This is a genomic window from Nocardia sp. NBC_01499, assembly GCF_045040275.1.
GTDB lineage: Bacteria > Actinomycetota > Actinomycetes > Mycobacteriales > Mycobacteriaceae > Nocardia.
Map to the genome: position 1 here is coordinate 6929723 of NZ_CP109426.1, position 26465 is coordinate 6956187.

The window sequence follows — 26465 nt, forward strand, 5'->3', positions numbered from 1 at the left end:
CTGATCAGCGCGGCACGGTCAGCGGGTCGAGGCAGCTGGCTGCGGCATCGACCAGGGAGCAAGGCTGTGGTGCCTTGGTGGGACGGTAGCCGGCCGCGACGCCACCGGAATGCGTGATGTCGGTGTAGGCGCCGACGGCGTCGGTGGGCCGACGGGTGAGGTTCGGATCGGTCAGCACGTCGACGGTGAACAGGCCGAAGCGCGGTGTGTAGCTGCCCCATTCGTAGTTGTCGGTGAGGCTCCAGTAGTTGTAGCCGATCACGTTCATGCCGTCGGCCTTCGCGCGCTGGATCCAGTAGATCGTGTCGCGCAGGTCGTCGCCGCGGGTGTAGCCGTCGGCGCGTGGCTTGCCGTTCTCGGTCGGCATGCCGTTCTCGACGATGTAGAGCGGCTTGCCCGGGAACTCGCGCGAATAGTGTTGCAGGGCATAGTAGATACCCTCCGGCTGCAGCGGGTTGTTCCAGAGCTGGCTGAAGTTCTGCACCATCGAGGTCGCGGTGTCGGGCGACATGCCGTAGTAGTAGTCGATGCCGATGTAGTCGAGCCGTGCGGCGATCTTGTCGACGAACGGCTTATTGATCGCGTCCTCACCGCTGGGGATGTAGGCGACATTGCTTGTCACCATCGCGCCGGGCTGCACCTGGTGGATGTGGTCGTAGATGGCGTTGTGCGCCTGGGCGAGTCGGTCCTGCATGCCTGGCACGTCGGTGGCCGGGAGGCCGCCGTGGCGCAGCTCGTTGAGGCCGTAGAAGGTCGGCTCGTTGAAGGTCACCCAGAGCGGGTCGGCGGCCGCGTAGCGGTCGACCACGGTGCGCGCGTTGGCCAGCCAGTCCTCGACCATGTCCGGGTTGTGCCAGCCGCCTCGGTCGACCTCCCAGCCGGGGAACACCCAGTGGTCCAGGGTGATCATCGGCCGCATCCCGGCGGCGGTGATCTTGGCGAGCACGTTGTCGTAGAAGCGGAATCCCTCCGCTGACCACACGCCGGGCTGTGGTTGCACCCGCGCCCACTCGACGCTGATCCGGTACACCTTGACGCCGAGCCCGGCCGCCAGGTCGATGTCGGAGGCGTAGCGGTTGTAGAAGTCGACCGAATCACGGTACGGGTCATCGGTTTTGCCCGCGGCGCCGTAGCGGCTCCAGTTGCTGTCCGGCGCATGCCCTTCCGACTGATACCCCGATGCGGCGACACCCCACAGGAAGTCCGAACCGAGCGGCGCGACCTGCGCGGGCGGTTCCGGGCGGGCGGCGGCCGAGGCCGACAGCCCGGTCAGGACCGTGACGGCCGCGAGGGCGGCCAGGCCGAGGCCGCGGAGACGGAGTCGCATCGGGTGGTGCTCCCGTTCGTTGTGGTGACAAGCGGGGACCACGGCACGGTCGGCCCCGAAGGAAAACCGTACATCGCGGCTACCCCGGCCACCTCGGCCGCCGAGCCACACCGGCGGTTACCAGCTCGTCGGCGGGCCCTCGTGCGTCAGTCGCTCGAGCAGCGCCGACATGTCAACGAACGCGAACCTGATGGCCGAGTCGCTGCAGCCGTAGGGCAGGACGAGGGTGCCCTGGTGGACCAGCGCGCCGCAGGAGTACACGACATTGGGCACGTATCCGTCGCGTTCCCCCTCTGTCGGTGCCAGCAGCGGCTGACGTAGTGCGCCGATCACCCGGGTCGGGTCGTCGAGGTCGAGCAGGATCGCGCCGATCCCGTAGGTGCGCATCGGTCCGACGCCGTGCGTCAAAACCAGCCAGCCGCCGGGTGTTTCGATCGGCGGCCCGCAATTGCCGAGCTGGATCAGCTCCCAGGGCTTGGTCGGCCGATAGATGGTGACCGGGTCGCGCCACGCGAGCGCGTCCGGCGAGCTGACCACGCTGATGTTTTCCCGATCCCAGCGCGACAGCATCAGATAGCGGCCGTCGACCTGCCGCGGGAACAGCGCCATGCCCTTGTCGGTGGCTCCCGCACCGTCGAGCCGGATGCTGTCGAAGGTGACGAAATCGTTGGTGTGCAGCAGTCGCCCGGCCACCCGGCCGCCGTCGAACGCGGTGTAGGTGGCGTAATACGTTGCCGTCCCGTCGCTTTCGGTGAACCGGGTGAAGCGCGCGTCCTCGATGCCGTGGCTTTCGTCGGGGCTGGCCGGAAAGAGGATCCGCTCCGACATCGGGCGGTCGGCGGGGAAGGTCACCGTGTAGTTTCCGGCCGTCGACAGGGTGATCCGGCCGGTCGCCAGGAACGGTGTCGGCGTGTTCACCCGGATCGAATCACCGTGCGCGAGCACGCCGGTGCGGAACTCGATGCTCGAGATATGTCCCTCGCCGAGGGCGCGCACGCTCATGACGAAGCGCAATTCGCCTGGGGCGAGCCCGGTCTGGTCCGGGTGCGCGACCATCGACGGATTGAACAGCGCCGCCGCCTCGACCGCGTACTCCTGGGTGAAGCACGCGCCGACGAGCAGGCGCCGTTCCGGGGTGATCCCCTCGGGCAGCAGATGCTCGACGATCGCGCAGTGCGCGGCGAAGATCGCGTTGATGTCACGGTGCCGGTTGCCGAACCGGCGCAGCGCGGACGTCAGGGTGCTCGACACGTCCGCGTCGGTCAGCCGCAGCACCCGCGCGATGATCGCCTCCGCGCGCGAAATGCCATGTCCGAGTAGCTCTTGGCCGGGTTGGAACAGCCTGGCCAAGACCCGGCTCCCATCGGGGAACAGCGCCTGACCACCCCGGCGGGCCAGGTCAGCTGAGGTTACCGCCGAGGTGTCGGTCACTAGGCCGCCTGTTGCAGGCGACGGGCCTGTTGCATCGTCGAGATCAGCGCGAGGGTCGACTCGGCGCCTTGGTTCTCGTTTCTTCCGGTCGGCTCCAGTCCGTCGCAGCAGCCGCCGCTGACCGGGTCGATGAGCGGTGTCGAGACATCGTTGGAGCCGCGGAACCAGGCCTCGCAGAGCATGACCGCGTCCTTCCAGTGATAGTCCTTGGTGTCGTCGTAGGCGCGGGCGCAGGCGTCGGCCAGGGTCGCGACCTCGATCGGCTGCTGGTCGAAACCGGGCCGCTTCTCCCCGGTCGCCCAGCCGTCGACCGGGGTGACCGACAGATGGTCGCCTGCGGTCTCGGTCTCGAGCAGCCAGCGCAGCATCGCGAGTCCGTCGGCGTGCGTGCGGCCCTGGCCCGGCGCGGCACCGGCGACCAGAAGGGCTTCGGCAAGCACGGCATTGGCGTAGTGCAGCCGCGGCTCGGGCCAGCGCCAGTCGAGACGACGGGTCGGCGGGCCGATCAGCTTGGCGGCGTCGGCCAATAGCGCTTGGGCCGTGAGGTTTCCGGGATCGGCGCGCACGACCTCGGCCGCGCCGAGTGCGGCGAAGGCCATCGCCCTCGGGAACTGGGAGCGCTGTTTGGCGCCGATGGTGAAGTGCGCCAACGCCTTTTCGGCCAGGTCCGGCCTGCGGGCGGCGAGGGTGCCGAGCGCCCAGAGGGCGCGGCCCCAGTGATCCTCGATGCTCGGTTCGTCCTGCCAGTTCCGATCCGTGCCGCGACGATTGTGGCAGCGGCCGTCCTCGGTGAGCGCGTCGAAGAGGAAGCGCGCGTATATCTGGACGAGCCGGTCAAGCTCCTCGGTCGGCTCCGGCTCACGGACGACGACGACGAGCGCACGCGCGACATCGTCTACGCAGTAACCGTTTTCCAGGCGCGGCGTGGTGAACTTCGCGTGCTCGAAGATCCCGACTTCATCGCTGAGTCGCACCAGGTGCGCGTACGAGATGGTGATGGTCTCACTCATGCTGTCGCCAACTTCGCATCGGCTTGCAGCGTCTCTGCGGCAAGCGCATGGTATTTCCTGCTCACTGCTGGCCAGAGTAGGTCTGGTGCAATGCGTTTCGCTTCGGCGCTCATGCGGGCCGCCAAGCCGGGCTCGGTGAACACCTTGCGCAGCGCGGACGCGATGGCGGTCGGTGATTCGCGATCGACAAGGAGACCGGCGCCGCTCGACAGCAGTTCCCGCGCGTGCGGAAAATCCGTCGATACCACTGGTTTACCCGCTGCGACGGCTTCTATCAGAACTCCCGATGTCACCTGTTCGCGCGAGTCGTACGGCAACAGCACGACATCGGCCTGCTGGATCAGCCGGTGCAGCTCGTCGCTGGACAGGTAGCGGGCGTCGAAGTGCACGGCATTGGCGACACCGCGCCGCGCGGCCCGGCTGACCAGGCCGGTGCGATAGGACTCGCCGTGCCGGGCGAGCACCCTGGGGTGGGTCTGCCCGACCACCCGGTAGTGCGCGGCCGGGCGCAGATCGGCCAGGTGGGCCATCGCGTCGATGCCCCATTCGATGCCCTTGCCCTCGCCGAGCAGGCCCCAGGTCAGGATGACCGGGGTACGCGAGATCGGCTGATGCCGGAGGCTGTGCGGCCCGGGGCGATGCTCGGTGGCGCCGTGCGGGATCACCCGGACCTTGGACTGGTCGACCGCGTAGTGCTCGATCAGGCGCTGGCGGGCCGTCTCGGTCATGGTGACGAGCGCGGCGCAGCGGCGGGCCAGCTCTTCCAGGATCATCCGCTGTTGCGCGGTCGGGGTGACGAGTACGGTGTGTAGTACCGCGATGGCCGGAACTCGAAGAGCGCGAACGACTTCTAGTATGTCGACGCCGTCACGCCCGCTGTAGATACCGTATTCGTGCTGGATGATCGCGACATCGAAGCGGTTGAGGGCGGCGGCCGCGGTGACGGCGCCACGGCGGTCACTGCGTTCCCACTGATGGGTCACCAGCGACGGCAGGCCAGGCTCGGGGCTGTCGACAACGGCGACAACGCCCACGGTGCGCGCGGCAGTGCCACCCTGACCGAAATCGACCGTCGCAAAACCGGTTTCGGTGGGCATGGCCAGCGCGCCGACCAGCGAGTCGGTGAAAGTGGCCAACCCGCACTGGGTCGGTGGATAGGTGCTCAGAACGCCGTAAGACCGAACTGACACAACGTCAGCCTTTCTGATTCGAGCCAGCGCCGACGGTGCCGCTGTCTGCAGCCACTCAATTGGCTGAATCGTGTCGCGCTGAAGCGCTTGAGAATCCACTCCGGAGCACGACACGGGCGGATCGACCACTAGGCCTCGATAGTAACACCCAGGTCACGCGGGGTCGATGTGATATGGTCGTTGCATCAAGTCCGCCCGATCGGAGGCGGCTCTCGGCGGTTAATTCGCCAGTAATCGAGGATTTTATGAAGATCGGCGTAATCGCGTCGGTAGCCCATCGCACGCCACCGAAGAACTATGGACCGTGGGAGCACATCGCCTCAACCCTGGCCGAGGGATTCGTCGCGCGGGGACACGACGTCACACTGTTCGCCACCGGGGACTCCGAGACGTCGGCGCGGCTGGTCGCGCCGGTGCCGTCGGGCTACGAGGAGACGGCCGACGCTGACGCGAAAGTCGCTGAGGCGCTGCACAATTCGACCGCATTCGGGCATGCTGGCGAGTTCGACGTGCTGGCCAACCACTTCGACTTCATGCCGCTGACCTACAGCCGCCTTGTGTCGACCCCGATGGTAACCACGATCCACGGCTTTTCCTCGCCGAAAATTGTGCCCGTATATAAGGCATTCGATGATATCGCCCACTATGTGGCGATCAGCGATGCCGACCGGCACCCGGCGCTGCGCTATGCGGCGACAATTCATCACGGTATCGACACAACGCAGTTCACATTTCGGCCCGAGCATGGTGAATATCTGCTCTTTCTCGGCCGAATTCACCCCGACAAGGGGACGCACCTGGCAATCGAGGTGGCCAGGCTCACCGGGCTGCCGTTGATCATCGCCGGCGTGATTCAGGACGAGGAGTACTTCCGCACGGCGGTCGAGCCGCACCTCGCCGACCCCGGCGTGACCTACGTCGGCCCGGTCGGCCCGCAGCGCAGGGACGAACTGCTCGGCGGCGCTCGCGCGCTGCTGCATCTGATCGGTTTCGCCGAACCGTTCGGTCTCGCGGTGGTCGAGGCCCTCGCGACCGGAACACCGGTCATCGCAACGCCGTTGGGATCGATGCCGGAGATCATTCGCGACGGTGTCACCGGATTCCTCGTCACCGATGTCGACGGCGCGGTCGCCGCGCTGGCCAAGATCGATCAGCTCGACCGGCGTGCCGCCCGCGACGACGTGGACGCGCGGTTCAGCGCCGACCGAATGATCGACGACTACCTCGCGCTGTTCGAGACCATCGTGCCCGCGACACCGCAGCAGCAGGGCATCGGCTCGCCCGGGTTGTTCTCACACGCCGGGCTGTAATAGGCCTTCCCCAGCATCTAACGGCTGGCCGGTCGCTGGCGCGAATTGTATTGTGCGGGCATGGGTCTAGCGAAGCTTGCCGAAGAGTTCTGGAACTGGCGGCTGGCTACACTGCCGGACTCCAGCGACGATCTGCCACGGGTACAGCGGCCGGACGGCTGGCTGCCCGATTGGTCGCCGAAGGCGATCGCGGAGCGCAGGGAGGTGCTCGCCGAGCTGACCCGCAGGCACCGCGAGCTCGACCTGTCCGACGAGCCGGTCGCGGTGCGGGTCGACGGTAGGCTGCTCGGCTCGGCGCTCGCCAAGGTTCGCTGGGAGCTCGAGCTGATCCGGGCCTGGGAGCGCGATCCCGGGTTCTATGTTCAACAGAGCCTCGGCCCGATCTATATCGAACTGCTCGTATCGTCGCCGTTCGACACCGCGCGGGCCGCGAAGGTCAGCGCGCTGTTGCGGCATGTTCCGCTCGTACTCGAGCAGGCGAGAGAGAATCTCACCGGCCATGCGGGCGCACCGTTCGCGCGCAGCACACTGCGGCTGTTGAACGAGACGGCAGGATCGCTCGAATCCGCGATGACGGCGCTTGTTCCGTTCCTGCCGGACGAGTACGCGGCCGAGTTGCCCGCGGCGACCCGGGTTGCCGCCGATGCCGTTGCGGCGTACCGGGATTGGCTGGACGAGCAGCTGCCGTCACTGGGCGAGGTCGAGCCCGTCGGACCGGAATCGCTGGCCTACTTCCTGCATCGCGTTGCGCTGCTGCCTTATTCGGCACAGCGGTTGCGCGAGATGGGGCGTCAGGAGTGGCATCGGGCCGTCGCACTTGAGACCCAGCTGCGCACCAGACATCGAGATGCGCCCGCGCCGCCGCTGCCCGCCGATGTGGGCGAGCATGTGCGGCGCCAAGCCGTCGATGAGCGCGCGGTGCGTGAGTTCGCCGACGAGCGCGGCTTGCTGAGTCAGCCGGAGAGCTTGCGGCACTATCGATTCGCGCCTCGTCCGCCCTATCTCGAGCCGTTGACCTGGCTCGGGGTGACCGATGATCTGACCGGCCCGTCCCGGATGGACGAGGACGCCACTCGGTATGTCCCGACCCCGCACCCGGATCTGCCGTACTTCGATCGTGCCGCCGCGTTCGACGCGCGTACCGCGATCGTGCACGAGGGAGTACATGCCCAGCAGGTCGCGATCGGCTGGCATCACGACAATCCCGCGCGGCGCCGGTTCTATGACTCGGTGCCCAACGAGGGGATCGCGTTCAACTACGAGGAGTTGATGCTGCACGCCGGATTGTTCGACGAGGCACCGGCCAGTGCGATCTTCGTGGCAAATGCCATGCGGCTGCGGGCTTTACGCGTCGAGGTGGATATCGCGCTCGCGCTCGGCGAACTCTCCATCGACGAGGCCACCGATCGGCTTGCGGTCGCCGTGCCGATGGACCGCGAGACGGCGTGGGAGGAAGCGGTGTTCTTCGCGGGCAATCCCGGGCAGGCGTTGAGCTACCAGATCGGCAAGTTGCAGATCCAGGATCTGCTCGGCACGGCCGTGCGCGAACTCGGGGAGAAGTTCGACCTGAAGGAGTTCAACGACCGGCTGTGGCGCGAAGGCAATGTGCCGCTGTCGTTGCAGCGCTGGGAACTGCTCGGCCTGCGCGACCACCTCGACGAGGCGGACCGGCTCGCCGGATAAGCCCTGTCGCGGAGATCGCGGGCATAGTGGGGAGAACGTGCCGCAGCGTGTCGTCAGTAGCCGCGGTGCGCGCCAGCGAAGGAGCCGGTACCGCATGTTCACGACGCGACGTTTCGCCATGGTCGGTGTGCTCGTCCTGCTGTGCGGGGCCAGTGCCTGTGCGGCCGAGACGAAGCAGGTCAGCGCGCCAGGGGAAGGCGAACGGGGCACGGTGGTGTCCACGACGCCGGTCGCGCAGTTGTCGGCCGAGGCGACCGTGGCCTATCTCGCCAAGGAAAGCTTCGATACTCCCGTGCGCAACGGCGTCGACGCCTATCGCGTCGACTACCGCACCATCGGGGCGAAAGGCGAGTCGACCACCGCGAGCGGGCTGGTCGTGCTGCCGCGCACGGCGTCGCCTCGGTTACGCACGGTCGCCTTCGAGCACGGCACGCTGACGCTGAAAAGCGATGCGCCGTCGGTGAATAGCGACAGCCGACCCGATCAGGCGCGCACCGTCATGTTCGCCGCAGCCGGGTATGCGGCGATCGCCCCGGACTATCTCGGGCTCGGTGACGGGCCGGGGAGTCATCCGTACACGCACGCGCCGACCGAAGTGAGCGCATCGGCCGATCTGCTGTTCGCCGCCAAAACCATTGCCTCGCAACAGCATCGAGAACTCGACGGCGACCTGCTCGTATCCGGCTTCTCGCAAGGAGGCCATGCCGCAATGGCATTCGGCAAGGCGTTGCAGGCGGGGGAGGTGCCTGGTTTCGGTCTCGCCGCGCTGGCGCCGGTCAGCGGGCCCTACGCGCTCCGGGACGTCGAGACCCCCGCGGGTCTCGATGGGCGGGTCGCGCCGGGTCCCGCGGTGTTCTACTTCGCGTACTGGCTGACCGCGATGAACCGGATCTACCACCTCTATGACGACCCCGCCGAAGCCTTCCGTGAGCCGTACGCCGGGAAGATCGAGGGACTCTTCGACGGCACCCGCAACGAACTCACCATCGCCACCAAGCTGCCCATCACCCCCGATCTGCTGTTGACGCCGCGGTTCATCGAGTTGGCCACCCACCCCACCGGCGCGGCGCTGAAGGCAATGACCGACAGCGACGGGACCTGTGACTGGACCCCGCGCGTTCCGGTCCACCTCTACGCAGCCACCGCCGATCGCAACGTGCCCTACGCCAATGCCGAGCACTGCCTGCAAGCCCTGCACAGCGACAATGCCACCCTGCAGAACCTCGGCACTATCGACCACACCACGTCCGGTCGCGTTGCCGTGCCGCAGGTGCTGGCCTGGTTCCAGCAGCAGGTGCCCGCCAGCTAACTCGACTCGTCGGTGCGTGCCGAGAGGGCGAGCAGGCGCATGGCCTCATGATCCGGAGTACCCGGCGCGGTTTGATACAGCGCGAGGCGGTGGCCGTCGGTGCCGAGGTCGAGTGTCTCGTAGACGAAGGTGATCGTGCCGATGTCGGGGTGGTGGAACGTCTTTCGGTCGGTGTATCGGCGGCGAACATCGTGGCGGGACCATAGCGCGGTGAATTCCGCGCTCGCCGTGGTGAGTTCGGTGACCAGTTCGGTGAGGCGCGGGTCGGCCGGGTCGGCGGCGACCGCGGCGCGCAGCTGGGCGACGCTGGCGGCTGCGGCGTAATCCCAGTTGTCGTACAGGATTCGGGCGGCCGGATGCAGGAACGTGTAGCGGGTGGTGTTGCGTTGCTTCGGCGGCCATTGATCGATCCCGGCGAGCAGGGCCAGGCCCTCGGGGTTGCTGGCGATGATGTCGTTGGTGCGGTTGCGGACGTAGGCGGGGCAGGGGCGCACGGTTTCCAGCAGCATCGCGATGCCCGGTCGTACCGCCGGTTCGGCCCGGTACCGTCGGCCGCGGCCCGCCGCGTGGTCGGCGAGGGCGAACAGGTGCGTGGTCAATTCGTCGTCCAAGCGCAGTGCGCGGGCGAGTGCGTCGAGGACCGCCGGGCTCGGATTGGTTTCCCTGCCCTGTTCGAGGCGGATGTAGTAATCGATGCTGATACCGGTTAGCGCGGCCAATTCCTCGCGCCGCAGGCCGGGGGTGCGGCGCTGTCCGGTGCCAGCGGGCAGACCGAGATCGGTGGGGTGCTGTAAAGCGCGGCGGGCTCGCAGGAATTCGCCGAGCGGTGTGCCATCGAAGGGTGCCTGCGCCATGGCATTCAGTGTGTCACCGGGTGTCGCGGTCGTGGGTGGTCGTGTCACTGCTAGGCAACGCACTACCAGCAGTGATGCCACCTTCTCCGTGGGCATGTCGAGCAGCAGGCTCGGGACATGATGACATCCCGAACGGTCCCGGCGCGGACCGAAATGCCTTCGCCCATCGCACGATTTGCAAGGTGGTTGACCCGATGACGATGCCGACAGCGCTCGAGGTGGTCGCCTGTCATGACCTGACCGGGAAGGAAGCCATCGTGACCGGCGGTGCCGCCGGGCTCGGGTTCGAGACCGCGCGGGCGCTCGCCGCGGCGGGTGCGCGGGTGGTGCTCGCGAGTCGGGACCGGGTCGCCGGGAAGGCCGCCGTCGCCGCGCTGCGGGCGGCAACGAGCAACGACCGCATCGTGTTTCGCCCGTTGGACCTGGCATCGATGGAGTCGGTGACGACGTGGGCGGACAAGCATGCGGCCACCGGAAAGCCCCTGCACATCCTGGTTCTCAACGCCGGAATCATGGCGATACCGCTGCGGCGCACCGTCGACGGTTTCGAATCCCACTTGGCCGTCAACTATCTCGGCCATTTCGCCTTCACGATGGGCCTGCTTCCCTCGCTGCGCGCGGCAGGATCGGCGCGGGTGGTGTCACTGACCTCACGCGCCCACCGCCGCGGCGATATCGACTTCGCGGACCCCAATTACCTGCACCGCCACTATGATCCGTGGCAGGCGTACGGGCAGTCTAAGACGGCGTGCGCGCTGCTCGCGGTCGGCCTGCACGCTCGCTACGGCGCCGAGGGTATTACCGCGAACGCCGTGATGCCCGGCGGGATCGTGACCGGCCTGCAGCGTCACCTCGACCCTGAGCAACTCGCCGCGTCTGGCTGGCCCGCGCTGCGCCGCCGCGGCGCCATCCCGCCCGGGTGGCGAACTCCCGAGCAGGGTGCCGCGACTTCAGTGTTCGCTGCCGTGGCGCCAGAGCTGATCGGCGGCAACTACCTCGAAGACTGCGCCGTCGCCACCCCGTGGACCGAGGACGGCAATCCACCACCCGGCCACTATCTGCCCTACGCCGTCGACCCCGACCGCGCCGATCGATTGTGGTCGCTGAGCGAGCGCCTCCTGGCGGGCGCCGGCCGCAAACCCTGAGTGCGCCAGTTGCTTTGCGCCGCTGCGCGTTCGATCCCGTCAGCGGATGAGCTCGGGCGGCACCCGTAACTCGTCGTGCGCGTAGAGCTCGGCGATGGCGGCGAGATCATCACCGGCGGTGGTGGTGGCGACGGTGTCGAGAAGCTCGTCATAGTCCGCACCGGTCTGGCCGTTGTAGGCCGCTTCCATCCGCCCCCACACGTCCCACGGCAACATCTCGACCTTGTTCAACGCGGCGAGATCCTTCACCGCGTTCCCCCGAATCTCGGCCGGTCCCCAATTCTCGGTCCCGTATACACCGAACGAATCGGCGTCGATGCGCCCCTCCCGGAACGCGATCCATGCCTCGCCACCGCTGAGAAACTCACCGGCCCTGAGGTCCTCGGGACACTCCAGCGTCGATTGACCGAGTATCTCGGAGTCGATCCGCACCCACCGCCCCTCATCCGCATGCCAATACTCGGTGATCCAGTGATCAAGCCCCTGCCCACGCTGAAAGTAGGTAGCGAACCCACACCGAACTCGCGCCGCGATCCCCCGATAGCGCAGCAACGCACAGCTGATCACCGCGAAATGACGACACGTGCCGATCACCCGCTGCTCCGGCTCCCTACCAACACTCAAAGGTGCCGGATTCAGCGCCAGAATCGCCTCGACCAGCCCGCCGACCGGACGAATCTGATTCTCCGACAACCGATCCGCAGGCAACCCGAGCCTCCGCGCATCCCCGGGCTGAATGACCAGCCCCGGCGCAAGACGACAGATCCCGACAACATCCCCCGGAACCCCCTCCACCGCTACCGGATTGACCTCACTCAGGCCTGTCAACGGCCCCGAAACCTTGTAGTCGATCGCCACAGCCATGCCGTCGATCGTAAGCAACCATCAACGACGTTTCGTAGGTGATTCTTGCTCACTGTTCAACAGCTTTGTAGATGGTGCGAACAACTCCCGGCGAGATGGACAAGTTGAGCCGCATTGGATGTGGCGGGGGCAGGTTGGGACGGGCTGGGTGCTATCGCGAGAGGCCGTGGGCGCGGGCGATGAGGCGTTCCATCATGGTGCGGGGCAGTAGTCTGCGTACTGCGAACATGAGGGGGGCGTTGCTGCCGACGGCGTAGAGGGGGCGGGGGCGGTCGGCTTCGATGGCGTTGACGATGGTGTCGGCAACTCGTTCGGCAGTGATGCCTTTTCCTTGTGCCTCATCCAATTTCGCGATGAATGTGGTGAAGTCGGTGGTGTGGGGCGAGCCTTCGGTCAGGTATTTTGTCCGGCGTTCGCGCAGGCCTGTGTTGATCTGGCCCGGCTCTACGGTGCTGATCCACACCCCGAACGGTGATTCCTCGAATCGCGCCGCCACCGCGAAGCCTTTCAGTGCGGCCTTGGTCGCCCCATACGACGACCGGTACGGCATCGGGAAGCTGGCGATCATCGACCCCACCATCACCACCCGGCCGAACCCGCGCTCCCGCATACCCGGCAACACCGCCTGGGTGAGCGTGACCGGCCCGAGCACATTCAGCCGGAACAGTCGCTCGATCGCATCCGTCGGCAGTTCCGCCAACGGCCCCGCCTGACTCTCACCGGCATTGTTGACCAGCACGTCGACGTCCCCGAGCCCGGCAACGAACGCGTCGATCGACCCGGCCTCGGTCAAATCGAGCGCCCGATACTCCACCCCCGCCACCCGCGCCTCGTCACCAACCCCCTCAGGCTTCCGGCTAGTCCCGATCACCCGATACCCCCGCGCCACCAACGCCGCGGCCGTCGCCTTCCCGATCCCGGACGAAGCACCGGTAACAACAGCAGTGCGCGGCATAACCATCTCCTTAGTCAGCGACTCCAGCCGACCATAGCCCTTTCAATCACCGTCTATGAAGCCGAGCATTTTGGCGGGGGCAAACGTCAGCGCAACGGGGGGTGGCGGGTTGGCGAGGTTGTATTGAATTCTGTGGGTGGGGTGGGTGGGCTGGTCAGTGGGTGGTGGTGCTGGTCATTTTCGGCGGTGGGTGGGGAGCGGTGCTCTGATCTGGGGTGACTCCGTGTTGGGGCGCCGGCGGGTGGTGTGGGGGGCGGGAGATGTGTGGTCAGGGGTGGTTTTTGGGTGGGTGTCGGGGTGGGTGGGATGGGGCTAGGGTGGCCGGGCGCGATGGGGTTGGAGTGCTGTCGTTGGGACTTGTTGGGCGCCTGATGCCGAGGAGAATGTTGTGGTTGTCGACACTGTTCGTGAGGAACAGGCGATTCGTCAGCTGACGGAGCGGTTGGTCGAAAACTTTGGCGGCAGCTACTCCGTGCAGCACATCGACGCGGTGGTGGGACGGGCGCGCAGGCGGTTCGAGGGGCATCCGGTTCGGCAGTTCGTGCCGATTCTGGTGGAGCGGTCGGCTCGTCGGGAACTGGAGCGTTCGGACGCGGCGGCCGCGGTCACGCAGCCGGATACCGGGAGAACGCGTCGGGTCGCGAAGCACAAGGCCGATTCGGGGGACGGTCGGTTGCCGGGGGCGCTGCGGGAAACGTGGCTGACGAATAAGCGTCTGGTTTCGGCGGCCGTCGCCGCGGTGGTGGCGGCTTTGGTTGTGGTGACCGTTGTTACGGTGGCGCTCGCGGTGCGCCGGCCGAGCGCCGCACCGACCGAGGCGCCGGGGGTTTCGTCGCTCGCGCTGGTGCGTGGCGTGGTCGGATCCGAGAAAATGTCGTTCTTCCAGGATCCGAAGGTCGCCGAGGTGCTTGCGCGCAGTGGGGTGAAGGTCGAGGTCGATTCGGCGGGGTCGCGGGAGATCGCGACCTCGGTGGATCTCGGGAAGTATGATTTCGCGTTTCCGTCGAGTGAGCAGGCGGCCGAGCGAATTCAGCGGCAGCGCAACGTGAGTGCGAAATACATTCCGTTCTCGTCGCCGATGGCGATCGCCACGTTCACGCCGATCGCCGACCTGCTCGCCAAAGCCGGTGTGGTGCACCGGGGTCCGGTATCGACCTTCGATATGGCGCCCTATCTGCGGATGGTCGGCAACAACACGCGGTGGGACCAGCTCGGCGACAACACCGCGTATCCGGTTCGCAAGAATGTGCTGATCTCCACGACCGACCCACGCAGCTCGAACTCGGCGGCGATGTATCTTGCCATCGCGGGCTATGTCGCGAACAACAACACGATCGTGCAGGGAACCTCCGCCGAACAGGATGTAATCCCCACGGTGTCAAGGCTTTTCGTCGGGCAGGGCTACACCCAGAGCAGCAGCGAGGGTCCGTTCGACGCCTACCTCGCCTCGGGCATGGGCCCGACGCCGTTGGTCTGGATCTATGAGTCGCAGTTCGTCGACGCCACCGTGCGCGGCCAGATCAAGCCCGATATGACGCTGCTGTACCCGTCGCCGACCATTCTGTCCCGGCACACGCTTGTCCCGTTGGGCGAGGCGGGCGACCGGATCGGCCGCCTGCTGTCCACCGACCCCGACCTGCAACGCCTCGCCGCGGTGCACGGTTTCCGTACCAACGACGCCACCCAGTTCGCCGCGGTGACCACCGACCACAAGATCCCGGTCGCCGCCGATCTCATCGACGTGATCACCACCCCCACCTTCGACACGCTGGAGCGACTGCTCGACGGAGTCGGCAAGTCCTACAATTGATTGTGCCGCCGCACGGCGAAACGCCCTGCCCGCCAACGAGGGTCGCGGCACCGAGTTTCGGATGAGGCAATCGGGGCATACTTGTCGCATCAGGCACCGGCCGACCAGCCGGTATCGCGGCGTGAGGTAAGCAGCATGACAGTGGATGGTCCGTACGAGATTCCGCCGCTCGATGACGCCCCGGACATCACCCGCATTACGGAGCCGCAGCAGGGCGAGACAATGGCGGACACCCGGAACTGGGCCGGGTTCGGCTTGCTGTTCATCGGCGTGGTCGTCGCCGGTGCCGCCGCGGTGGTGGCGATGTGGGGGTTCGGCGCCGCGGCTTTGGTCGTGACGATCTTCGCCGTACTGATACTGCTCGCGGGCGCGGCGCTCGTCGTGCTCGAGCAGGTGCGCAAGCGCGCGCGAACCATTCCGGCCTCGGCGGACGCACCCGCCTGGCAGGTCATCGAACGTCCCGGCGAGTGAGCTAGCCGATTCCCACTGCGCGCGTGGCGATTCCGTCGAGCACACAGCCGAGGCGGTCGGCCTGTTCACCCCTCGATCTCGTGCGATCGGAGTTCGCGGTGCTGGCCGGTCCAGGCGGCGCGGCATGGGTGCGTGCGGCCGATGAAGCGGCGGCGCGGCTGGGAATCCCGCTCGCGGCCACCGTGATCGACGCACCCGAGTGGCAGGGGCGGGTCGGCATCGACACCGATGGCGCCGTGCTTGTACGCCCCGACCAGGTTATCGTCTGGCGGGCGCCGACGATCGGTGCTGATCCGACGGATGAGCTCATTCAGGTGCTGCGACGCGTGCTCGATCGGTGATCTACCGGCAGCGGTAGGTCCTCGAGACGCGGGTGAAAGGCCGGTGAGACGTCCACCCCGAAGTATCGACGGCAGCACAGGTCATCAACACTCGGAGGAACCGTCCATGAATCGCCGAACACTCTGCACGATCGCGCTGACCGCCCTCGTCGCGACCGCGGGCGCGGCCTGCTCCGACAACAAGAGCGACAGCGCGGCCACCCCCGCGACCAGCAACTCCGCCGCGGCGGCGGCGCAGGGACCCGCCGCGCCGGGCGACTACTGCCAGTCGATGCTCCAATTGTCGCGCAGCACACGCGAACTGAGCTCGAAGTCCGATATCACCCCGGCCGACTACGCCAAGACGGCCGACCAGTTCGACCAGGTGAAGACCATCGCGCCACCCGAGGTGACCGGCGACATCGAGAAGATCAGCGCGGGTTACCGGGCAATCTCGAAGGGACAGGGCACGATCGACACCGTCGGTCCCGACATCGCGCAGGCAAGCCTGCACATGACCCAGGTGAACATGGAGAAGTGCGGACCGCCTACCGCGCCTCGGTAACGGTCAACAGATCCGGTCGAGAAGGAGATCGATGACGAATTCCGATGTCCGGCTGCATGTGCACCGGTGGGGTGCCGGGCCGCCGGTCGTGCTGGTGCACGGCGGGATCCTCGGCGGCCGCGAAGCCTGGCGCGCGCAACGCCCGCTGACCGACCGGTGGACCGTACTCGCGCCGGACCGCCCAGGCCACGGCGGCACACCGGCCACGGCGCGCCAGGATTTCGAGGAGGACGCGCGGCTGATCGCCGATCAGCTGCTCGACCAGCCGGTTCACCTCGTCGGGCTGTCCTACGGCGCGATCGTGTCGATGTACGCCGCCGCGCAGCGACCCGAGCACGTTCGATCGCTCACCATCGTCGAGCCACCGCTGTACCGGATCGCCAGGGGAAACCCGGTTGTCGACACGGTGGCCGCCGCGACGCGTGCGCTGATCGAGGCCGTCGAACTGCCGCCGGAAGTGGCATTGCCCCGATTCTTCGACGTCGTCGGGGCACCCGTCACCCTCGGCGACGCGATACCGCCGGTGCTGGTCGACGGGATGCGGCGGCTACAGGGTGCGCGACCGCCGGATGAGGCGGCGCCGCCCTTGGATCGGCTGCGGGCGGCGGGCTTTCCCATATTGGTGATCTCCGGTGGGCACGGGGAGTCGGACGAGATCATCTGTGACGCCATCGCCGAACAGACCGGTGCCGAACGCGCGGTGTGTGCGGGGATGGGTCACTTGGTGCCGGACACCGGTGCGCCGTTCAACGCGCTGTTGACGCAGTTCTTCGAGCGCGGCGGTATGCCTTAACACCCGCTCGGCCACGGCGATCGGTCCCTGTCGCACCGAGGCCGGAGGGGTATCCCGGTGCGACAGGACCTCGGATCAGCTCTGGCCGAGCATGGCGCGCATGGTGTCGATTTCCGCGCGCTGGCTGTCGATGATGCTGCGGGCCAACGCCTTCGACTCGGCGTTGGTGCCGTTGGCGAGCTCGGGCTCGGCCATGTCGAGCGCGCCGGTGTGGTGCTCGATCATCATGGTCAGCCACTGCCGGTCGAAGTCGGGGCCGGACGCGGCCTGCAGAGCGTTCATCTGGTCGGCGCTCATCATGCCCGGCATGGTGTGCCCTTCGTGTCCGCTCGCGGTCGGAGCGGGCTTGCCGAAGCTTTGCAGCAGCGTGCTCATCTGCTGCATCTCCGGTGCCTGGGCCTGCTCCACGTTCGCGGCCAGGGTCAGCAGCTGCTGGTTCTGGCTGTGGCCCGGCACCAGCTTCGCCATGTCGACCGCCTGCGCGTGGTGCGGGTACATCATCTGCAGGAAGGTGACATCGGCGTCGTTGAAGTCGGTGCGGGCCGCCGGCGTGCTCGATGCGGCAGGCGTGCTCGACGTGCCGTGCTCCATGCCGGACATGGCGTCGTTGTCGCTACAGCCCGCGAGAACGAGGGCGGCGGCCGCTGTGCTCGCCGCGATGACGGACGTGACGCGGGTACGGGTGATGAACATGGTTGTGCTCCTTGTGAATTGCGGACTACTGGGTTTCAGGCACGGCGAACTCCGGCGACCGTCGAGCGGGTCGCCGCATGCCTGTCAGATCCGCAGAATCGACAATTCGGCCAGTGAGAGCACGGTCCACGGTGGCGACCGTTCTCGCTGTGGCCGCCGATGACGCAGCCGCGCAACACCATTGCCCGGCCGATCGACGGTCATCCGATACAGCAGCACCAGCGCGAACAACAGGGTGGCGGCGGCAAGGATGAACACGCAGCCGTGCATCGCGCCGTGTCTGCCGCCGCATCCGTCGCCCGCGCAATCCTGGTCTGGCGCACCATGATCGGGCAGGGCCGCGGTGATACCGGTCGCCATCGGAAGTTGGGCGGTTGTGTCAGCGTCGATACCGTGGCCGACAGGCATCGTCATCGGGTTGGTGCCGGTCGAGACGACGGGCATCCGAACGGTGCCGCCCGCTCTCGCCATCGCGCCATGATCGGAAGCGGCCGCGTGGCCATGCATCGCGAACACCGCCGAGTGCATCGCCACGATTCCGGCGAGCAGTACCAGCAGGCCGAGCGCGCGGGCGAGCCCGGTTGCGCGGAGCGGCAGGTGCTGTTCGACCACGCGGCCAGTGTAGTGACGGCGGTCCGGCCAGTTTCAGATACCCCCTGGCGGTACGGGTACCTACGGGGTGGCGACGTCGATGACCAGTCGGGTCGGATTGTTCAGCGTGGTGACGATGAACCCTGGCCGGTCGGCATTGACGCCGATGAACGACTGTGTGGTGCCTTCGAACACGGTGTTCCGATAGACACCCGCGATGCCGGGGGCGCTCGGCTCGGTCGCGGGATCGGGCCCCGCGTACGGCGCCACCGCACTGTCGAACGGGTAGGCCGAGCCGAGGATCTGCACCTCCAGGATCGACTTCCCGGCCACGTCGATCGGTTTGCCGCTGCCGTCCTGCACGGCCCGGTCGGCGTATTGCACGATCCAGCCGGGGGTGCCCGTGCCGCCGAGGTCGTAGACCACGCGATCGAAGCCGGGCTGGTGGCCGATCCGGATGTTGGTGACGGTCAGGCCCGCGTCGCCGGATGCCGTGCCGCGCTTGGGCATGGCGTCGCGCGGGGCGTTCGGCGCCTCGGCCAGGGTGCCGGTGGTCGAGGGGGTTACGGGGGTGGCGACAGGGGTGCTCGTGCTGGAGCCGTCGTCGCCGCAGCCCGCGAGCAGTGCCGTCACGGCGGCGATGGTCAACACCATCCTGTTACGCATGGGGCTGATGGTAAACGTCGACCGGGGCATCTCGCGGGATTTACGGGTTTCTCGATGTTTGCCATCGGATGTCCAGTCGGGTGAGCCGGTCGGCGGTCTGCCTCGTTGCCGTCGATGACCGGACGCGAATCGCGCGTCATCGATCGATCCGGCGGATCTGAGAATTGCTGTCGACCAAGCACTTCCGGCGAGCCAAGATGCCATTCGCCGGTATCTCGGTGATTCTCGGCGGTTTGCTGAGTGAGTGCGGAAGCGCTGACGCTCGCGCTCTCGGCGGCGCCGGCCTCGGCGGTCTCGACCTTGGTCGCGGGCGAGGTGGGGCCTCCACTGGCGGCGTCGCAGGGCCAGGCGCCCGCCGAGACGCGGGACAGGCCGATATCTCCATCGGCGCTGCGCCGACCGGCACTGATGTCTTTCAGCTCTGCATCGCGAACAATAGCGCTGTCGGACAATACGTTCCGGCCACGAACCGCGCGCCGTACCGGTTCGATAAATGGCACCGCGACGCCGTCCGGGTCTAAGTGCGTCGGTGACTGTGGCGCGATGTGGCCACCGCGGATCGCGCGGCGTGGCGAGCCGGGTTCGGGACGGGCGTTGATCCCCAACTCGTCGGCTTCGTCGAACATGCTGATGGCGCAGGCCAAATCACCATCGCGGGCTGGCCCATCTATCGCTTCGGCAAGGGCCGGACAGCGGGAGTCCGCTCGGTCCAGGAGTGGGTGGAGTCGGGCACGCGGTGCGGTTCGCGGGCCGAGAAGCAGGTGCCAGTTAGGCTGAATCCATTGTGGCGCAGGCTATTTGGAACAATCCAGATGAGACTGTGCGGTTTGCTGGCGCCGGTTTGCCGGGCCCGTTGCGACCGTGGGGCAACGATCTAGCACACTTGAGGCGTGGCAGATATCGAGGACGTACTGAGCCGACTGCGGCGCTATCCAGATGTGGAGGCCTTAAACCTCTACGCTGTGGATGCCGCCGATCGGCTGATCCTCGACGTCGCCGATGACGCGCTCGCCAACATAGATAGCGGAAAGGTAGCTATCCTCGGCGACGCGTACGGTGCGCTGACCATCGGCGCGGTCGCGGCGCACGACCTGCGCGGCGTCCGCACGTATCAGGATCTGCTGACCGGCGAACTCGCCCTGGCCAACAATGCCCGCGCGCTCGGATTCACCGACCGCTACACCGCGTACCCGCTCGGCCGCGAGCTGCTCGACGGCGTCCGCGTGGTGCTGCTGCGGTTGCCGAAGGCCCTGGCCGGGCTGTCCGAGGTCGCCGACGCCATCGCCCGCTACGCCGATCCCGAGGTGGTGGTGTTCGCGGGCGGCCGGGACAAGTACCTGACGAAATCGATGAACGACATTCTGGCGCAATCGTTTTCCGAGGTCAGGGCAAGCCGCGGCCGACAGAAATCGCGCACGCTGCTGGTCAGCGGGCCGAAACCGGTCGGCGAGCCACCGTTCCCGGTGCGCGACCGGCTCGACGACCTCGGCCTCGACGTGGTCGCGCACGGCGCCGCCTTCTCCGGCGCCAGGCTCGACATCGGCACCCGGTTCCTGCTCGAGCACCTGAAGTGGATGAAACCCGATGCCCGCGAAGCCGTCGACCTCGGCTGCGGCACCGGGCTACTGGCCGTCGCCTTGGCCAAGGCCAGGCCCGCGCTGCGGGTGCTCGGCACCGATCAGTCGGCGGCCGCGGTGGCCTCGGCCAGGGCGACGGTTGCCGTCAACGGGGTGGCCGACCGGGTGACGGTGGTGCGCGACGACGCCATGTCCTCGGCCGCCGACAACAGCGCCGACCTGGTGCTGTGCAATCCGCCCTTCCATGTCGGCGCCGCCGTGCACACCGGGTCGGCGATCAAGATGTTCGCCGAGACCGGCCGGGTGCTTCGCCCCGGTGGTGAACTGTGGACGGTATTCAATTCACATCTGAACTACCGTGGCGTGATCGAGCGGATGGTCGGCCGCACCGACGTGGTCGGCCGCAACCGTAAATTCACGGTCACTCGATCCGTGCGTGGTCTGCACGACGCGCAGCAGCGGTAGAGTCCGAATTGTCCGCGTCGGCGCGGCCCTCGGGAACTAGCGCCGGGCAGCACACGTTGGACCTAGCAGTTGGTTCTCGAGTGAGAACTCGATGAACAGCGGCACCGACCAGAAAGGGACGCAAGTGCGTAGCACAAGCAATCCGGTTTTCCGAAACTTGCCTCGGCAAGAGGGTAGTGGCTACGCCAACTTCGGGTCAGGCGTGACCGGTGCTGGCCAGATGGGCCAGCAGTTCGGTAATCAATACGGCCAGCAATACCAGCAGCCGCAGCCATACCAGCAGCCCACCGACACCCGCGCGATGACCATCGACGACGTGGTGACCAAGACGGCCGTCACGCTGGGTGTGCTCGCGCTGTCGGCGATCATCTCCTACGGCCTTACCAACGCGAACCACTCGCTGGCCACGCTGTTCGTCCTCGGCGGCGGCCTGATCGGCCTGGGGCTCGTGCTGTTCGCCACGTTCACCAGGCGGATGGACAACCCGGTCATCGTGCTCTCGTACGCGGTGTTCGAGGGCCTGTTCGTCGGTGCGCTGTCGTTCATGTTCACCAACATCTCGTTCGGCGGGGTCGGCGGCAGCGCGATGATCGCGCAGGCCGTGCTCGGCACATTCGGTGTGTTCGCCGGCATGCTGGTCGTCTACAAGACCGGCGCGATCCGCGTCACGCCGCGCTTCACCAGGATGGTTGTCGGCGCCATGATCGGCGTGCTCGTCCTCGTCATCGGCAACGTGATCGCCAGCTTCTTCATCTCCGGCGGCCTCGGCCTGCGCGACGGTGGCCCGCTCGCGATCGTCTTCAGCCTGGTGGTCATCGCGATCGCCGCGTTCAGCTTCCTGCTCGACTTCGACGCCGCCGATCAGCTGATCCGCGCACAGGCGCCGGAGAAGGCGGCCTGGGGCGTCGCGCTCGGCCTGACCGTCACCCTGGTGTGGCTGTACGTCGAGATCCTTCGACTGCTGAGCTACTTCAACAACGATTAAGCGCAACGGGTTTCGACGAGAAAGGGCGGTCACCGGAAGCCCGGTGACCGCCCTGCGTATTGCTTATCTCAGCTCAGGCGCTCGATAACCATCGCCATGCCCTGGCCGCCGCCGACACACATGGTCTCCAGACCGAACTGCTTGTCGTAGGTCTGCAGGTTGTTGATCAGCGTGGTGGTGATGCGAGCACCGGTCATGCCGAACGGGTGGCCGAGCGCAATGGCGCCGCCGGAGACGTTCAGCTTGTCCTCGTCGATCTTCAGCTCGCGGGCCGAGCCGAGCACCTGCACCGCGAACGCCTCGTTGATCTCGACCAGGTCGATATCGTCGATCGACTTGCCGGCCAGCGCGAGGGCGCGCTTGCACGCCTCGATCGGGCCGAGGCCCATGATCTCCGGGGACAGGCCAGAGACACCGGTGGACACGATGCGGGCCAGCGGGGTGAGGCCGAGCTCCTTGGCCTTGGTGTCGCTCATGACGACCAGCGCGGCGGCGCCGTCGTTGAGCGGACAGCAGTTGCCTGCGGTGACGGTGCCGTCGGGACGGAACACCGGCTTCAGCTTGCTGACCGCCTCGTAGGTGACGCCGGCGCGCGGGCCGTCGTCCTTGGACACCACCGAGCCGTCGGGCAGCGTGACAGGGGTGATCTCGCGCTCGAAGAAGCCGTTCTCGATCGCTTCCTCGGCCCGGTTCTGCGACCGGACGCCCCAGCGGTCCTGCTCCTCGCGGGTGATGCCGGTGAAGCTCGCGACGTTCTCCGCGGTCTGGCCCATCGCGATGTAGGCGTCGGGGACCACGTTGTCTTCGCGCGGGTCGTGCCAGATGCCGGCGCCGCCCTCGGCGGCCTTCGCGGTGCGCGCCTGCGCCTCGGCGAACAGCTCGTTCTGGGTGTTCGGCCAGCTGTCGGCGGAACCGTTCTTGTACCGGGACACCGTCTCGACGCCCGCGGAGATGAACGCGTGACCCTCGCCGGCCTTGATCGCGTGGAAGGCCATCCGGGTGGACTGCAGCGACGACGCGCAGTAGCGGTGCACCGTGGTGCCTGGCACGAAGTCGTAGCCGAGCTGGACCGCGACGATGCGGGCGATATTGAAGCCCGACTCGCCACCGGGGGAACCGCAGCCGAGAATCAGGTCATCGATCTGGGCGGGGTCAAGGGCGGGCACCTTGTCGAGCGCCGCGCGGACGATCTGGGTGGTCAGGTCGTCGGGCCGCATGTCGACCAGCGATCCCTTGGCCGCCCGGCCGATGGGGGAGCGGGCGGTCGAGACGATGACAGCCTCAGGCATGAGGACTCCTTTGTCGGAAGGAACGTGCGAACCGCTGTTGTTACTCGCGGGTTCCTATCGAATCTACGTCGCGCCCCGGTGACCGGACACCCGGGGTCACCTCGTCCAACGCCTCGAGCAGGACCGGAAGTAGTTGTGCTGCGGCCAGTTCGTAACCGGCGGCCGACGGGTGGAAACCGTCGGCGGAGAAGAGGAGTTCGGGCTGGGCGCGGAACTCAGGAGCGAGCAGATAACCCATCGGCACCGGGCGTCCGCCCGCGACGCTGGTTGCCACCGTTTGCGCGCGGGCGAGCCGGACGCTCCAGTTGTGCACCACCGTGCGCAGCGGCTGCGGAATCGCGGTGACCGTGCCCAGATTCGGACAGGTGCCGACCACCACCACGCTGTCGGCCGTGCGCAGTCGCGCGACCGCGGCGGCGAGCCGGTGCGAGGAGGCGCGCACGGAGTGCTTCTTGGTGATGTCGTTGGCGCCGATCAGGATGACCGCGGCGTCCGGCGGCGGACCGGCCACGAACATGGCGTCGACCTGACCGGACAGGCCCTTGGAGGTGGCACCGGAGATCGCCTTGGTGCTCAATCGGATTCGCTGCCCCGTGGCGAGGGCGAGCCCACGGGCCAGGCGCACGCCGGGCACCTCGTCGGCGACCAGGCAGCCGACACCGGCCGCGGTGGAATCACCGAAGATCATCAGGTGCAGATCCGCGTGCTTGCCGGTGCGCCAGCGTTCCGGCACCAGGCAGCCTGCGGTGTAGATGCCGTCCGCCTCAGGCGGTTTCGAGGTATCTCGGCCGATGACGCCGCGCGCCGCGCCGGCCTGCGCCATCAACAGTCGAGACGTCGCCCACCATGCGGTGCCCGCTCCGGAACCGGCCAAGACTGTCGCGGCGCCGGTCACCGCGGCCGTACGCCAGCCGATGCGTGGTGCGCTCACGACTGCACCTCGCTGGCGCTCGGTTCCGTCGTGCGCCCAGGCGCGCTGTATCCCTGGTTCGCTCGCTGACGCTCGCTCACAAAAGAAAATGTACCGACTTTACGCAGGCGGGGCAGCAGGAGCGGGAACCTCGAACCAGCCGTGCGCCGGAATACTGGCGGCGTCGGTGGTGACGGTGACCTCGACATGGCCTGGGCCGGTGTCCTGGAACAGCGAGTATTGGATGCTGCCGTAGAGGCCGGTGACGATCGTGTCCTCGTACCTGCCCACCGCGCCGGTGGTGGTATTGCGCCAGTCCACCGTGGTGTGCACGTCGCACAGCGGGGCAAGCGGATAGTCGCCGTCACCGATGCCGATGACCGGGAGCGCGCGCATATTGAGGATGGCTCGGCCCGGCCACGCTGGGCCGATGTCGGCCCAGGTGCGAATGGTCGTGCCGCACAGGCCGCCGTGCGCCATGGTCGGCACCTGTGGGAATTCGACGGTGACTGCGTTCGCCCGCACGCCGGGACCGACCAGCGCGGCCAGCGCCGCTCCGGCCAGCACAACACCGGCACGGGCGATGTTCGGCTGCTTCATGGTTCGGATCCTAAATGGGCGTTTGCCGGTTTCCCTGGTTTGTCGCGCCCGGCGGGGGTTCCGCGTGGCGTGCGCCAACTCACACCGGGTGCATCTGGAACTATGGGGCGCATGCGCATCGCCGACCATGTCGTGGACCTCATCGGCAATACGCCGCTGGTCCGGTTGAACTCTGTTGTAGGACCGAATGCCGGACTGGTAGCGGCCAAGATCGAATACCTGAATCCGGGTGGTAGCTCCAAGGACCGGATCGCGGTGAAGATGATCGACGCGGCCGAGAAGTCAGGGCAGTTGAAGCCAGGTGGCACCATCGTCGAACCCACCTCGGGCAACACCGGTGTCGGTCTCGCGCTGGTCGCTCAGCAGCGCGGCTACCACTGCGTCTTCGTCTGCCCGGACAAGGTCAGCGAGGACAAGCGCAACGTGTTGCGCGCGTACGGCGCCGAGGTTGTCGTGTGCCCGACCGCCGTGGCGCCGGAAGATCCGGCCAGTTACTACAGCGTGTCCAACCGCCTCGTCGGCGAGATCGACGGCGCGTGGAAGCCCGATCAGTACTCCAACCCTGGCGGCCCCGACAGCCACTACGAGACCACCGGCCCCGAGATCTGGCGTGACACTGACGGCAAGGTCACCCACTTCATCGCGGGTGTCGGCACCGGCGGCACCATCACCGGCGTCGGCCGCTACCTCAAGGAGGTGTCCGGCGGCAAAGTCAAGATCATCGGCGCCGACCCGGAGGGCTCGGTGTACTCCGGCGGCACCGGACGGCCGTATCTGGTCGAGGGCGTCGGCGAAGACTTCTGGCCGTCCGCCTACGACCCGGCCATCCCGGACGAGATCATCGCCGTCTCCGACGCGGACTCCTTCGATATGACCCGGCGCCTGGCCCGCGAGGAAGGCCTGCTGGTCGGCGGCTCGTGCGGGATGGCGGTGGTCGCGGCCATCGAGGTCGCCAAGCGCGACCCGGACGCGGTCGTTGTGGTGCTGCTGCCCGATGGTGGCCGCGGCTACCTGTCGAAGATCTTCAACGACCAGTGGATGAGTTCCTACGGCTTCCTGCGCGAGCGCCTCGACGGCAGCATGGTCGAACCGCTGGTCGGCGACGTGTTGCGCGGCAAGTCCGGCGAGCTGCCCGACCTGGTGCACACCCATCCGTCGGAGACCCTGCGCGATGCCATCGAGATCCTGCGCGAGTACGGGGTGTCGCAGATGCCGGTGGTCGGCGCGGAACCGCCGGTGATGGCCGGCGAGGTCGCGGGCAGCGTCTCGGAGCGCGATCTGCTCTCCGCGGTGTTCGAAGGCCGTGCGCACCTGACGGATTCGGTCGGCAAGCACATGAGCCCGTCGCTCCCGCTGATCGGCGCGGGCGAACCGATCTCCGCCGCGACCAAGGCGCTGTCGGACACCGACGCGCTGATGGTCGTCGAGGAGGGCAAGCCGGTCGGCGTCATCACCCGCCATGACCTGCTCGGCTTCCTGAGCATCGGCACGCTCGGCTAGCCTGCCTCTCCGCGTATTCAGGCCAGACTTAGGTGCGCAGCATTTGACGTCGGCGCCCGGCGGTGGGTCAGCCCGTCCCCGATGAGTTACCCGTGTGCGCACGAGATCTGTTGTCGTGAAACGTCAGTCGGTGTCTGCACGCCTGGTTGTTG

General features: G+C 67.3%; 26 protein-coding genes. 12 read left to right on the forward strand and 14 right to left on the reverse strand.

All coding sequences use genetic code 11. The features are described from left to right. Window positions 1–4 precede the first annotated feature (4 nt). The 4 genes from OG203_RS31710 to OG203_RS31725 all read right to left on the reverse strand — a co-directional run bounded on the left by OG203_RS31710 (window position 5) and on the right by OG203_RS31725 (window position 4958). Entirely contained in the window at window positions 5–1327 is a 1323-nt protein-coding gene (locus tag OG203_RS31710; protein ID WP_405160899.1) for a glycoside hydrolase family 1 protein, read from the reverse strand. A gap of 117 nt (window positions 1328–1444) precedes the next feature. Next, window positions 1445–2758: a glycoside hydrolase family 130 protein gene (locus tag OG203_RS31715; protein WP_405160900.1), complete on the reverse strand. Its 1314-nt coding sequence runs from the start codon at window positions 2756–2758 to the stop codon at window positions 1445–1447. Beyond that, window positions 2758–3768 carry a glycosyltransferase gene (locus OG203_RS31720; RefSeq protein WP_405160901.1) on the reverse strand — a complete coding sequence of 337 codons (1011 nt, stop codon included), beginning with the start codon at window positions 3766–3768 and terminating at the stop codon, window positions 2758–2760. Before OG203_RS31720 ends, OG203_RS31715 begins: the two co-directional genes overlap by 1 nt. Beyond that, entirely contained in the window at window positions 3765–4958 is a 1194-nt protein-coding gene (locus tag OG203_RS31725; protein WP_405160902.1) for a glycosyltransferase, read from the reverse strand. Before OG203_RS31725 ends, OG203_RS31720 begins: the two co-directional genes overlap by 4 nt. Window positions 4959–5203: 245 nt before the next feature. On the opposite strand from OG203_RS31725, the gene OG203_RS31730 reads away from it, so the two are divergent. The 3 genes from OG203_RS31730 to OG203_RS31740 all read left to right on the forward strand — a co-directional run bounded on the left by OG203_RS31730 (window position 5204) and on the right by OG203_RS31740 (window position 9260). After that, window positions 5204–6268 (forward strand): glycosyltransferase family 4 protein, encoded by a 1065-nt coding sequence (locus tag OG203_RS31730; RefSeq protein WP_405160903.1) that lies wholly within the window; start codon window positions 5204–5206, stop codon window positions 6266–6268. Window positions 6269–6328: 60 nt separating this feature from the next. Beyond that, window positions 6329–7951, forward strand: a complete 1623-nt coding sequence (locus OG203_RS31735; protein WP_405160904.1) for a DUF885 family protein — start codon at window positions 6329–6331, stop codon at window positions 7949–7951. Between the two features lie 94 nt (window positions 7952–8045). Further along, window positions 8046–9260, forward strand: a complete 1215-nt coding sequence (locus tag OG203_RS31740; RefSeq protein ID WP_405160905.1) for an alpha/beta fold hydrolase — start codon at window positions 8046–8048, stop codon at window positions 9258–9260. On the opposite strand, the gene OG203_RS31745 is transcribed toward OG203_RS31740, so the two are convergent. After that, window positions 9257–10114, reverse strand: coding sequence for a helix-turn-helix domain-containing protein (locus OG203_RS31745; RefSeq protein WP_405160906.1), 858 nt, complete (start codon window positions 10112–10114; stop codon window positions 9257–9259). The two genes, OG203_RS31740 and OG203_RS31745, sit on opposite strands and share 4 nt — an antisense overlap. 194 nt (window positions 10115–10308) lie before the next feature. Between OG203_RS31745 and OG203_RS31750 the strand changes: the two genes are divergently transcribed. Then, window positions 10309–11259, forward strand: a complete 951-nt coding sequence (locus tag OG203_RS31750) for an SDR family NAD(P)-dependent oxidoreductase (RefSeq protein ID WP_405160907.1) — start codon at window positions 10309–10311, stop codon at window positions 11257–11259. Between the two features lie 39 nt (window positions 11260–11298). On the opposite strand, the gene OG203_RS31755 is transcribed toward OG203_RS31750, so the two are convergent. Both OG203_RS31755 and OG203_RS31760 read right to left on the reverse strand, forming a co-directional pair. Continuing rightward, window positions 11299–12123, reverse strand: a complete 825-nt coding sequence (locus OG203_RS31755) for a transglutaminase domain-containing protein (RefSeq protein ID WP_405160908.1) — start codon at window positions 12121–12123, stop codon at window positions 11299–11301. Between the two features lie 151 nt (window positions 12124–12274). Continuing rightward, window positions 12275–13078, reverse strand: a complete 804-nt coding sequence (locus tag OG203_RS31760) for an SDR family oxidoreductase (RefSeq protein WP_405160909.1) — start codon at window positions 13076–13078, stop codon at window positions 12275–12277. Window positions 13079–13466: 388 nt separating this feature from the next. Here OG203_RS31760 and OG203_RS31765 point away from each other — a divergent pair, with 388 nt between their 5' ends. From OG203_RS31765 to OG203_RS31785, 5 genes are all read left to right on the forward strand, one after another. Then, on the forward strand, window positions 13467–14888 hold the full coding sequence (locus OG203_RS31765) for a three-helix bundle dimerization domain-containing protein (RefSeq protein WP_405160910.1): 1422 nt from the start codon (window positions 13467–13469) through the stop codon (window positions 14886–14888). Window positions 14889–15023: 135 nt separating this feature from the next. Further along, a complete protein-coding gene (locus OG203_RS31770; RefSeq protein WP_405160911.1) occupies window positions 15024–15359 on the forward strand; it encodes a hypothetical protein in 336 nt (111 codons plus the stop codon). A 23-nt stretch (window positions 15360–15382) separates the two neighbouring features. Then, window positions 15383–15700, forward strand: coding sequence for a hypothetical protein (locus tag OG203_RS31775; protein WP_405160912.1), 318 nt, complete (start codon window positions 15383–15385; stop codon window positions 15698–15700). Window positions 15701–15806: 106 nt separating this feature from the next. Next, window positions 15807–16244, forward strand: coding sequence for a hypothetical protein (locus tag OG203_RS31780; RefSeq protein ID WP_405160913.1), 438 nt, complete (start codon window positions 15807–15809; stop codon window positions 16242–16244). Window positions 16245–16275: 31 nt separating this feature from the next. Further along, on the forward strand, window positions 16276–17037 hold the full coding sequence (locus OG203_RS31785; RefSeq protein ID WP_405160914.1) for an alpha/beta fold hydrolase: 762 nt from the start codon (window positions 16276–16278) through the stop codon (window positions 17035–17037). Window positions 17038–17112: 75 nt separating this feature from the next. On the opposite strand, the gene OG203_RS31790 is transcribed toward OG203_RS31785, so the two are convergent. The 4 genes from OG203_RS31790 to OG203_RS31805 all read right to left on the reverse strand — a co-directional run bounded on the left by OG203_RS31790 (window position 17113) and on the right by OG203_RS31805 (window position 19613). Beyond that, the gene (locus tag OG203_RS31790) at window positions 17113–17730 is read right to left on the reverse strand and encodes a DUF305 domain-containing protein (RefSeq protein WP_405160915.1); all 618 of its coding nucleotides are present in this window, start codon (window positions 17728–17730) and stop codon (window positions 17113–17115) included. An 84-nt stretch (window positions 17731–17814) separates the two neighbouring features. Further along, window positions 17815–18342 carry a DUF6153 family protein gene (locus OG203_RS31795; RefSeq protein WP_405160916.1) on the reverse strand — a complete coding sequence of 176 codons (528 nt, stop codon included), beginning with the start codon at window positions 18340–18342 and terminating at the stop codon, window positions 17815–17817. A 60-nt stretch (window positions 18343–18402) separates the two neighbouring features. Then, on the reverse strand, window positions 18403–18987 hold the full coding sequence (locus OG203_RS31800; protein WP_405160917.1) for a hypothetical protein: 585 nt from the start codon (window positions 18985–18987) through the stop codon (window positions 18403–18405). Further along, complete coding sequence (locus OG203_RS31805; RefSeq protein WP_405160918.1) at window positions 18966–19613, reverse strand: hypothetical protein; 648 nt, start codon at window positions 19611–19613, stop codon at window positions 18966–18968. The genes OG203_RS31800 and OG203_RS31805 overlap by 22 nt, the downstream gene beginning before the upstream one ends. 264 nt (window positions 19614–19877) lie before the next feature. On the opposite strand from OG203_RS31805, the gene OG203_RS31810 reads away from it, so the two are divergent. Both OG203_RS31810 and OG203_RS31815 read left to right on the forward strand, forming a co-directional pair. Next, window positions 19878–21029, forward strand: coding sequence for a class I SAM-dependent methyltransferase (locus tag OG203_RS31810; RefSeq protein ID WP_405160919.1), 1152 nt, complete (start codon window positions 19878–19880; stop codon window positions 21027–21029). A gap of 124 nt (window positions 21030–21153) precedes the next feature. Then, window positions 21154–22014, forward strand: coding sequence for a Bax inhibitor-1/YccA family protein (locus OG203_RS31815; protein ID WP_405160920.1), 861 nt, complete (start codon window positions 21154–21156; stop codon window positions 22012–22014). A gap of 68 nt (window positions 22015–22082) precedes the next feature. Here the strand turns inward: OG203_RS31815 and OG203_RS31820 are convergent, their stop codons facing one another. The 3 genes from OG203_RS31820 to OG203_RS31830 all read right to left on the reverse strand — a co-directional run bounded on the left by OG203_RS31820 (window position 22083) and on the right by OG203_RS31830 (window position 24813). Continuing rightward, complete coding sequence (locus tag OG203_RS31820; RefSeq protein ID WP_405160921.1) at window positions 22083–23303, reverse strand: acetyl-CoA C-acetyltransferase; 1221 nt, start codon at window positions 23301–23303, stop codon at window positions 22083–22085. 40 nt (window positions 23304–23343) lie between these two features. Continuing rightward, window positions 23344–24234, reverse strand: coding sequence for an SGNH/GDSL hydrolase family protein (locus OG203_RS31825; RefSeq protein ID WP_405160922.1), 891 nt, complete (start codon window positions 24232–24234; stop codon window positions 23344–23346). Between the two features lie 99 nt (window positions 24235–24333). Then, complete coding sequence (locus OG203_RS31830) at window positions 24334–24813, reverse strand: hypothetical protein (protein WP_405160923.1); 480 nt, start codon at window positions 24811–24813, stop codon at window positions 24334–24336. A 111-nt stretch (window positions 24814–24924) separates the two neighbouring features. On the opposite strand from OG203_RS31830, the gene OG203_RS31835 reads away from it, so the two are divergent. Further along, complete coding sequence (locus tag OG203_RS31835; protein ID WP_405160924.1) at window positions 24925–26313, forward strand: cystathionine beta-synthase; 1389 nt, start codon at window positions 24925–24927, stop codon at window positions 26311–26313. Window positions 26314–26465 lie beyond the last annotated feature (152 nt).

Excerpts from the sequence above, each read along its gene's own strand:
- OG203_RS31710 (WP_405160899.1), bottom strand. The coding sequence starts at position 1,327 with ATGCGACTCCGTCTCCGCGGCCTCGGCCTGGCCGCCCTCGCGGCCGTC.
- OG203_RS31720 (WP_405160901.1), bottom strand. The coding sequence starts at position 3,768 with ATGAGTGAGACCATCACCATCTCGTACGCGCACCTGGTGCGACTCAGC.
- OG203_RS31730 (WP_405160903.1), top strand. The coding sequence starts at position 5,204 with ATGAAGATCGGCGTAATCGCGTCGGTAGCCCATCGCACGCCACCGAAG.
- OG203_RS31735 (WP_405160904.1), top strand. The coding sequence starts at position 6,329 with ATGGGTCTAGCGAAGCTTGCCGAAGAGTTCTGGAACTGGCGGCTGGCT.
- OG203_RS31740 (WP_405160905.1), top strand. The coding sequence starts at position 8,046 with ATGTTCACGACGCGACGTTTCGCCATGGTCGGTGTGCTCGTCCTGCTG.
- OG203_RS31745 (WP_405160906.1), bottom strand. The coding sequence starts at position 10,114 with ATGGCGCAGGCACCCTTCGATGGCACACCGCTCGGCGAATTCCTGCGA.
- OG203_RS31750 (WP_405160907.1), top strand. The coding sequence starts at position 10,309 with ATGACGATGCCGACAGCGCTCGAGGTGGTCGCCTGTCATGACCTGACC.
- OG203_RS31755 (WP_405160908.1), bottom strand. The coding sequence starts at position 12,123 with ATGGCTGTGGCGATCGACTACAAGGTTTCGGGGCCGTTGACAGGCCTG.
- OG203_RS31760 (WP_405160909.1), bottom strand. The coding sequence starts at position 13,078 with ATGCCGCGCACTGCTGTTGTTACCGGTGCTTCGTCCGGGATCGGGAAG.
- OG203_RS31770 (WP_405160911.1), top strand. The coding sequence starts at position 15,024 with ATGACAGTGGATGGTCCGTACGAGATTCCGCCGCTCGATGACGCCCCG.
- OG203_RS31780 (WP_405160913.1), top strand. The coding sequence starts at position 15,807 with ATGAATCGCCGAACACTCTGCACGATCGCGCTGACCGCCCTCGTCGCG.
- OG203_RS31785 (WP_405160914.1), top strand. The coding sequence starts at position 16,276 with ATGACGAATTCCGATGTCCGGCTGCATGTGCACCGGTGGGGTGCCGGG.
- OG203_RS31790 (WP_405160915.1), bottom strand. The coding sequence starts at position 17,730 with ATGTTCATCACCCGTACCCGCGTCACGTCCGTCATCGCGGCGAGCACA.
- OG203_RS31800 (WP_405160917.1), bottom strand. The coding sequence starts at position 18,987 with ATGCGTAACAGGATGGTGTTGACCATCGCCGCCGTGACGGCACTGCTC.
- OG203_RS31805 (WP_405160918.1), bottom strand. The coding sequence starts at position 19,613 with ATGTTCGACGAAGCCGACGAGTTGGGGATCAACGCCCGTCCCGAACCC.
- OG203_RS31820 (WP_405160921.1), bottom strand. The coding sequence starts at position 23,303 with ATGCCTGAGGCTGTCATCGTCTCGACCGCCCGCTCCCCCATCGGCCGG.
- OG203_RS31830 (WP_405160923.1), bottom strand. The coding sequence starts at position 24,813 with ATGAAGCAGCCGAACATCGCCCGTGCCGGTGTTGTGCTGGCCGGAGCG.
- OG203_RS31835 (WP_405160924.1), top strand. The coding sequence starts at position 24,925 with ATGCGCATCGCCGACCATGTCGTGGACCTCATCGGCAATACGCCGCTG.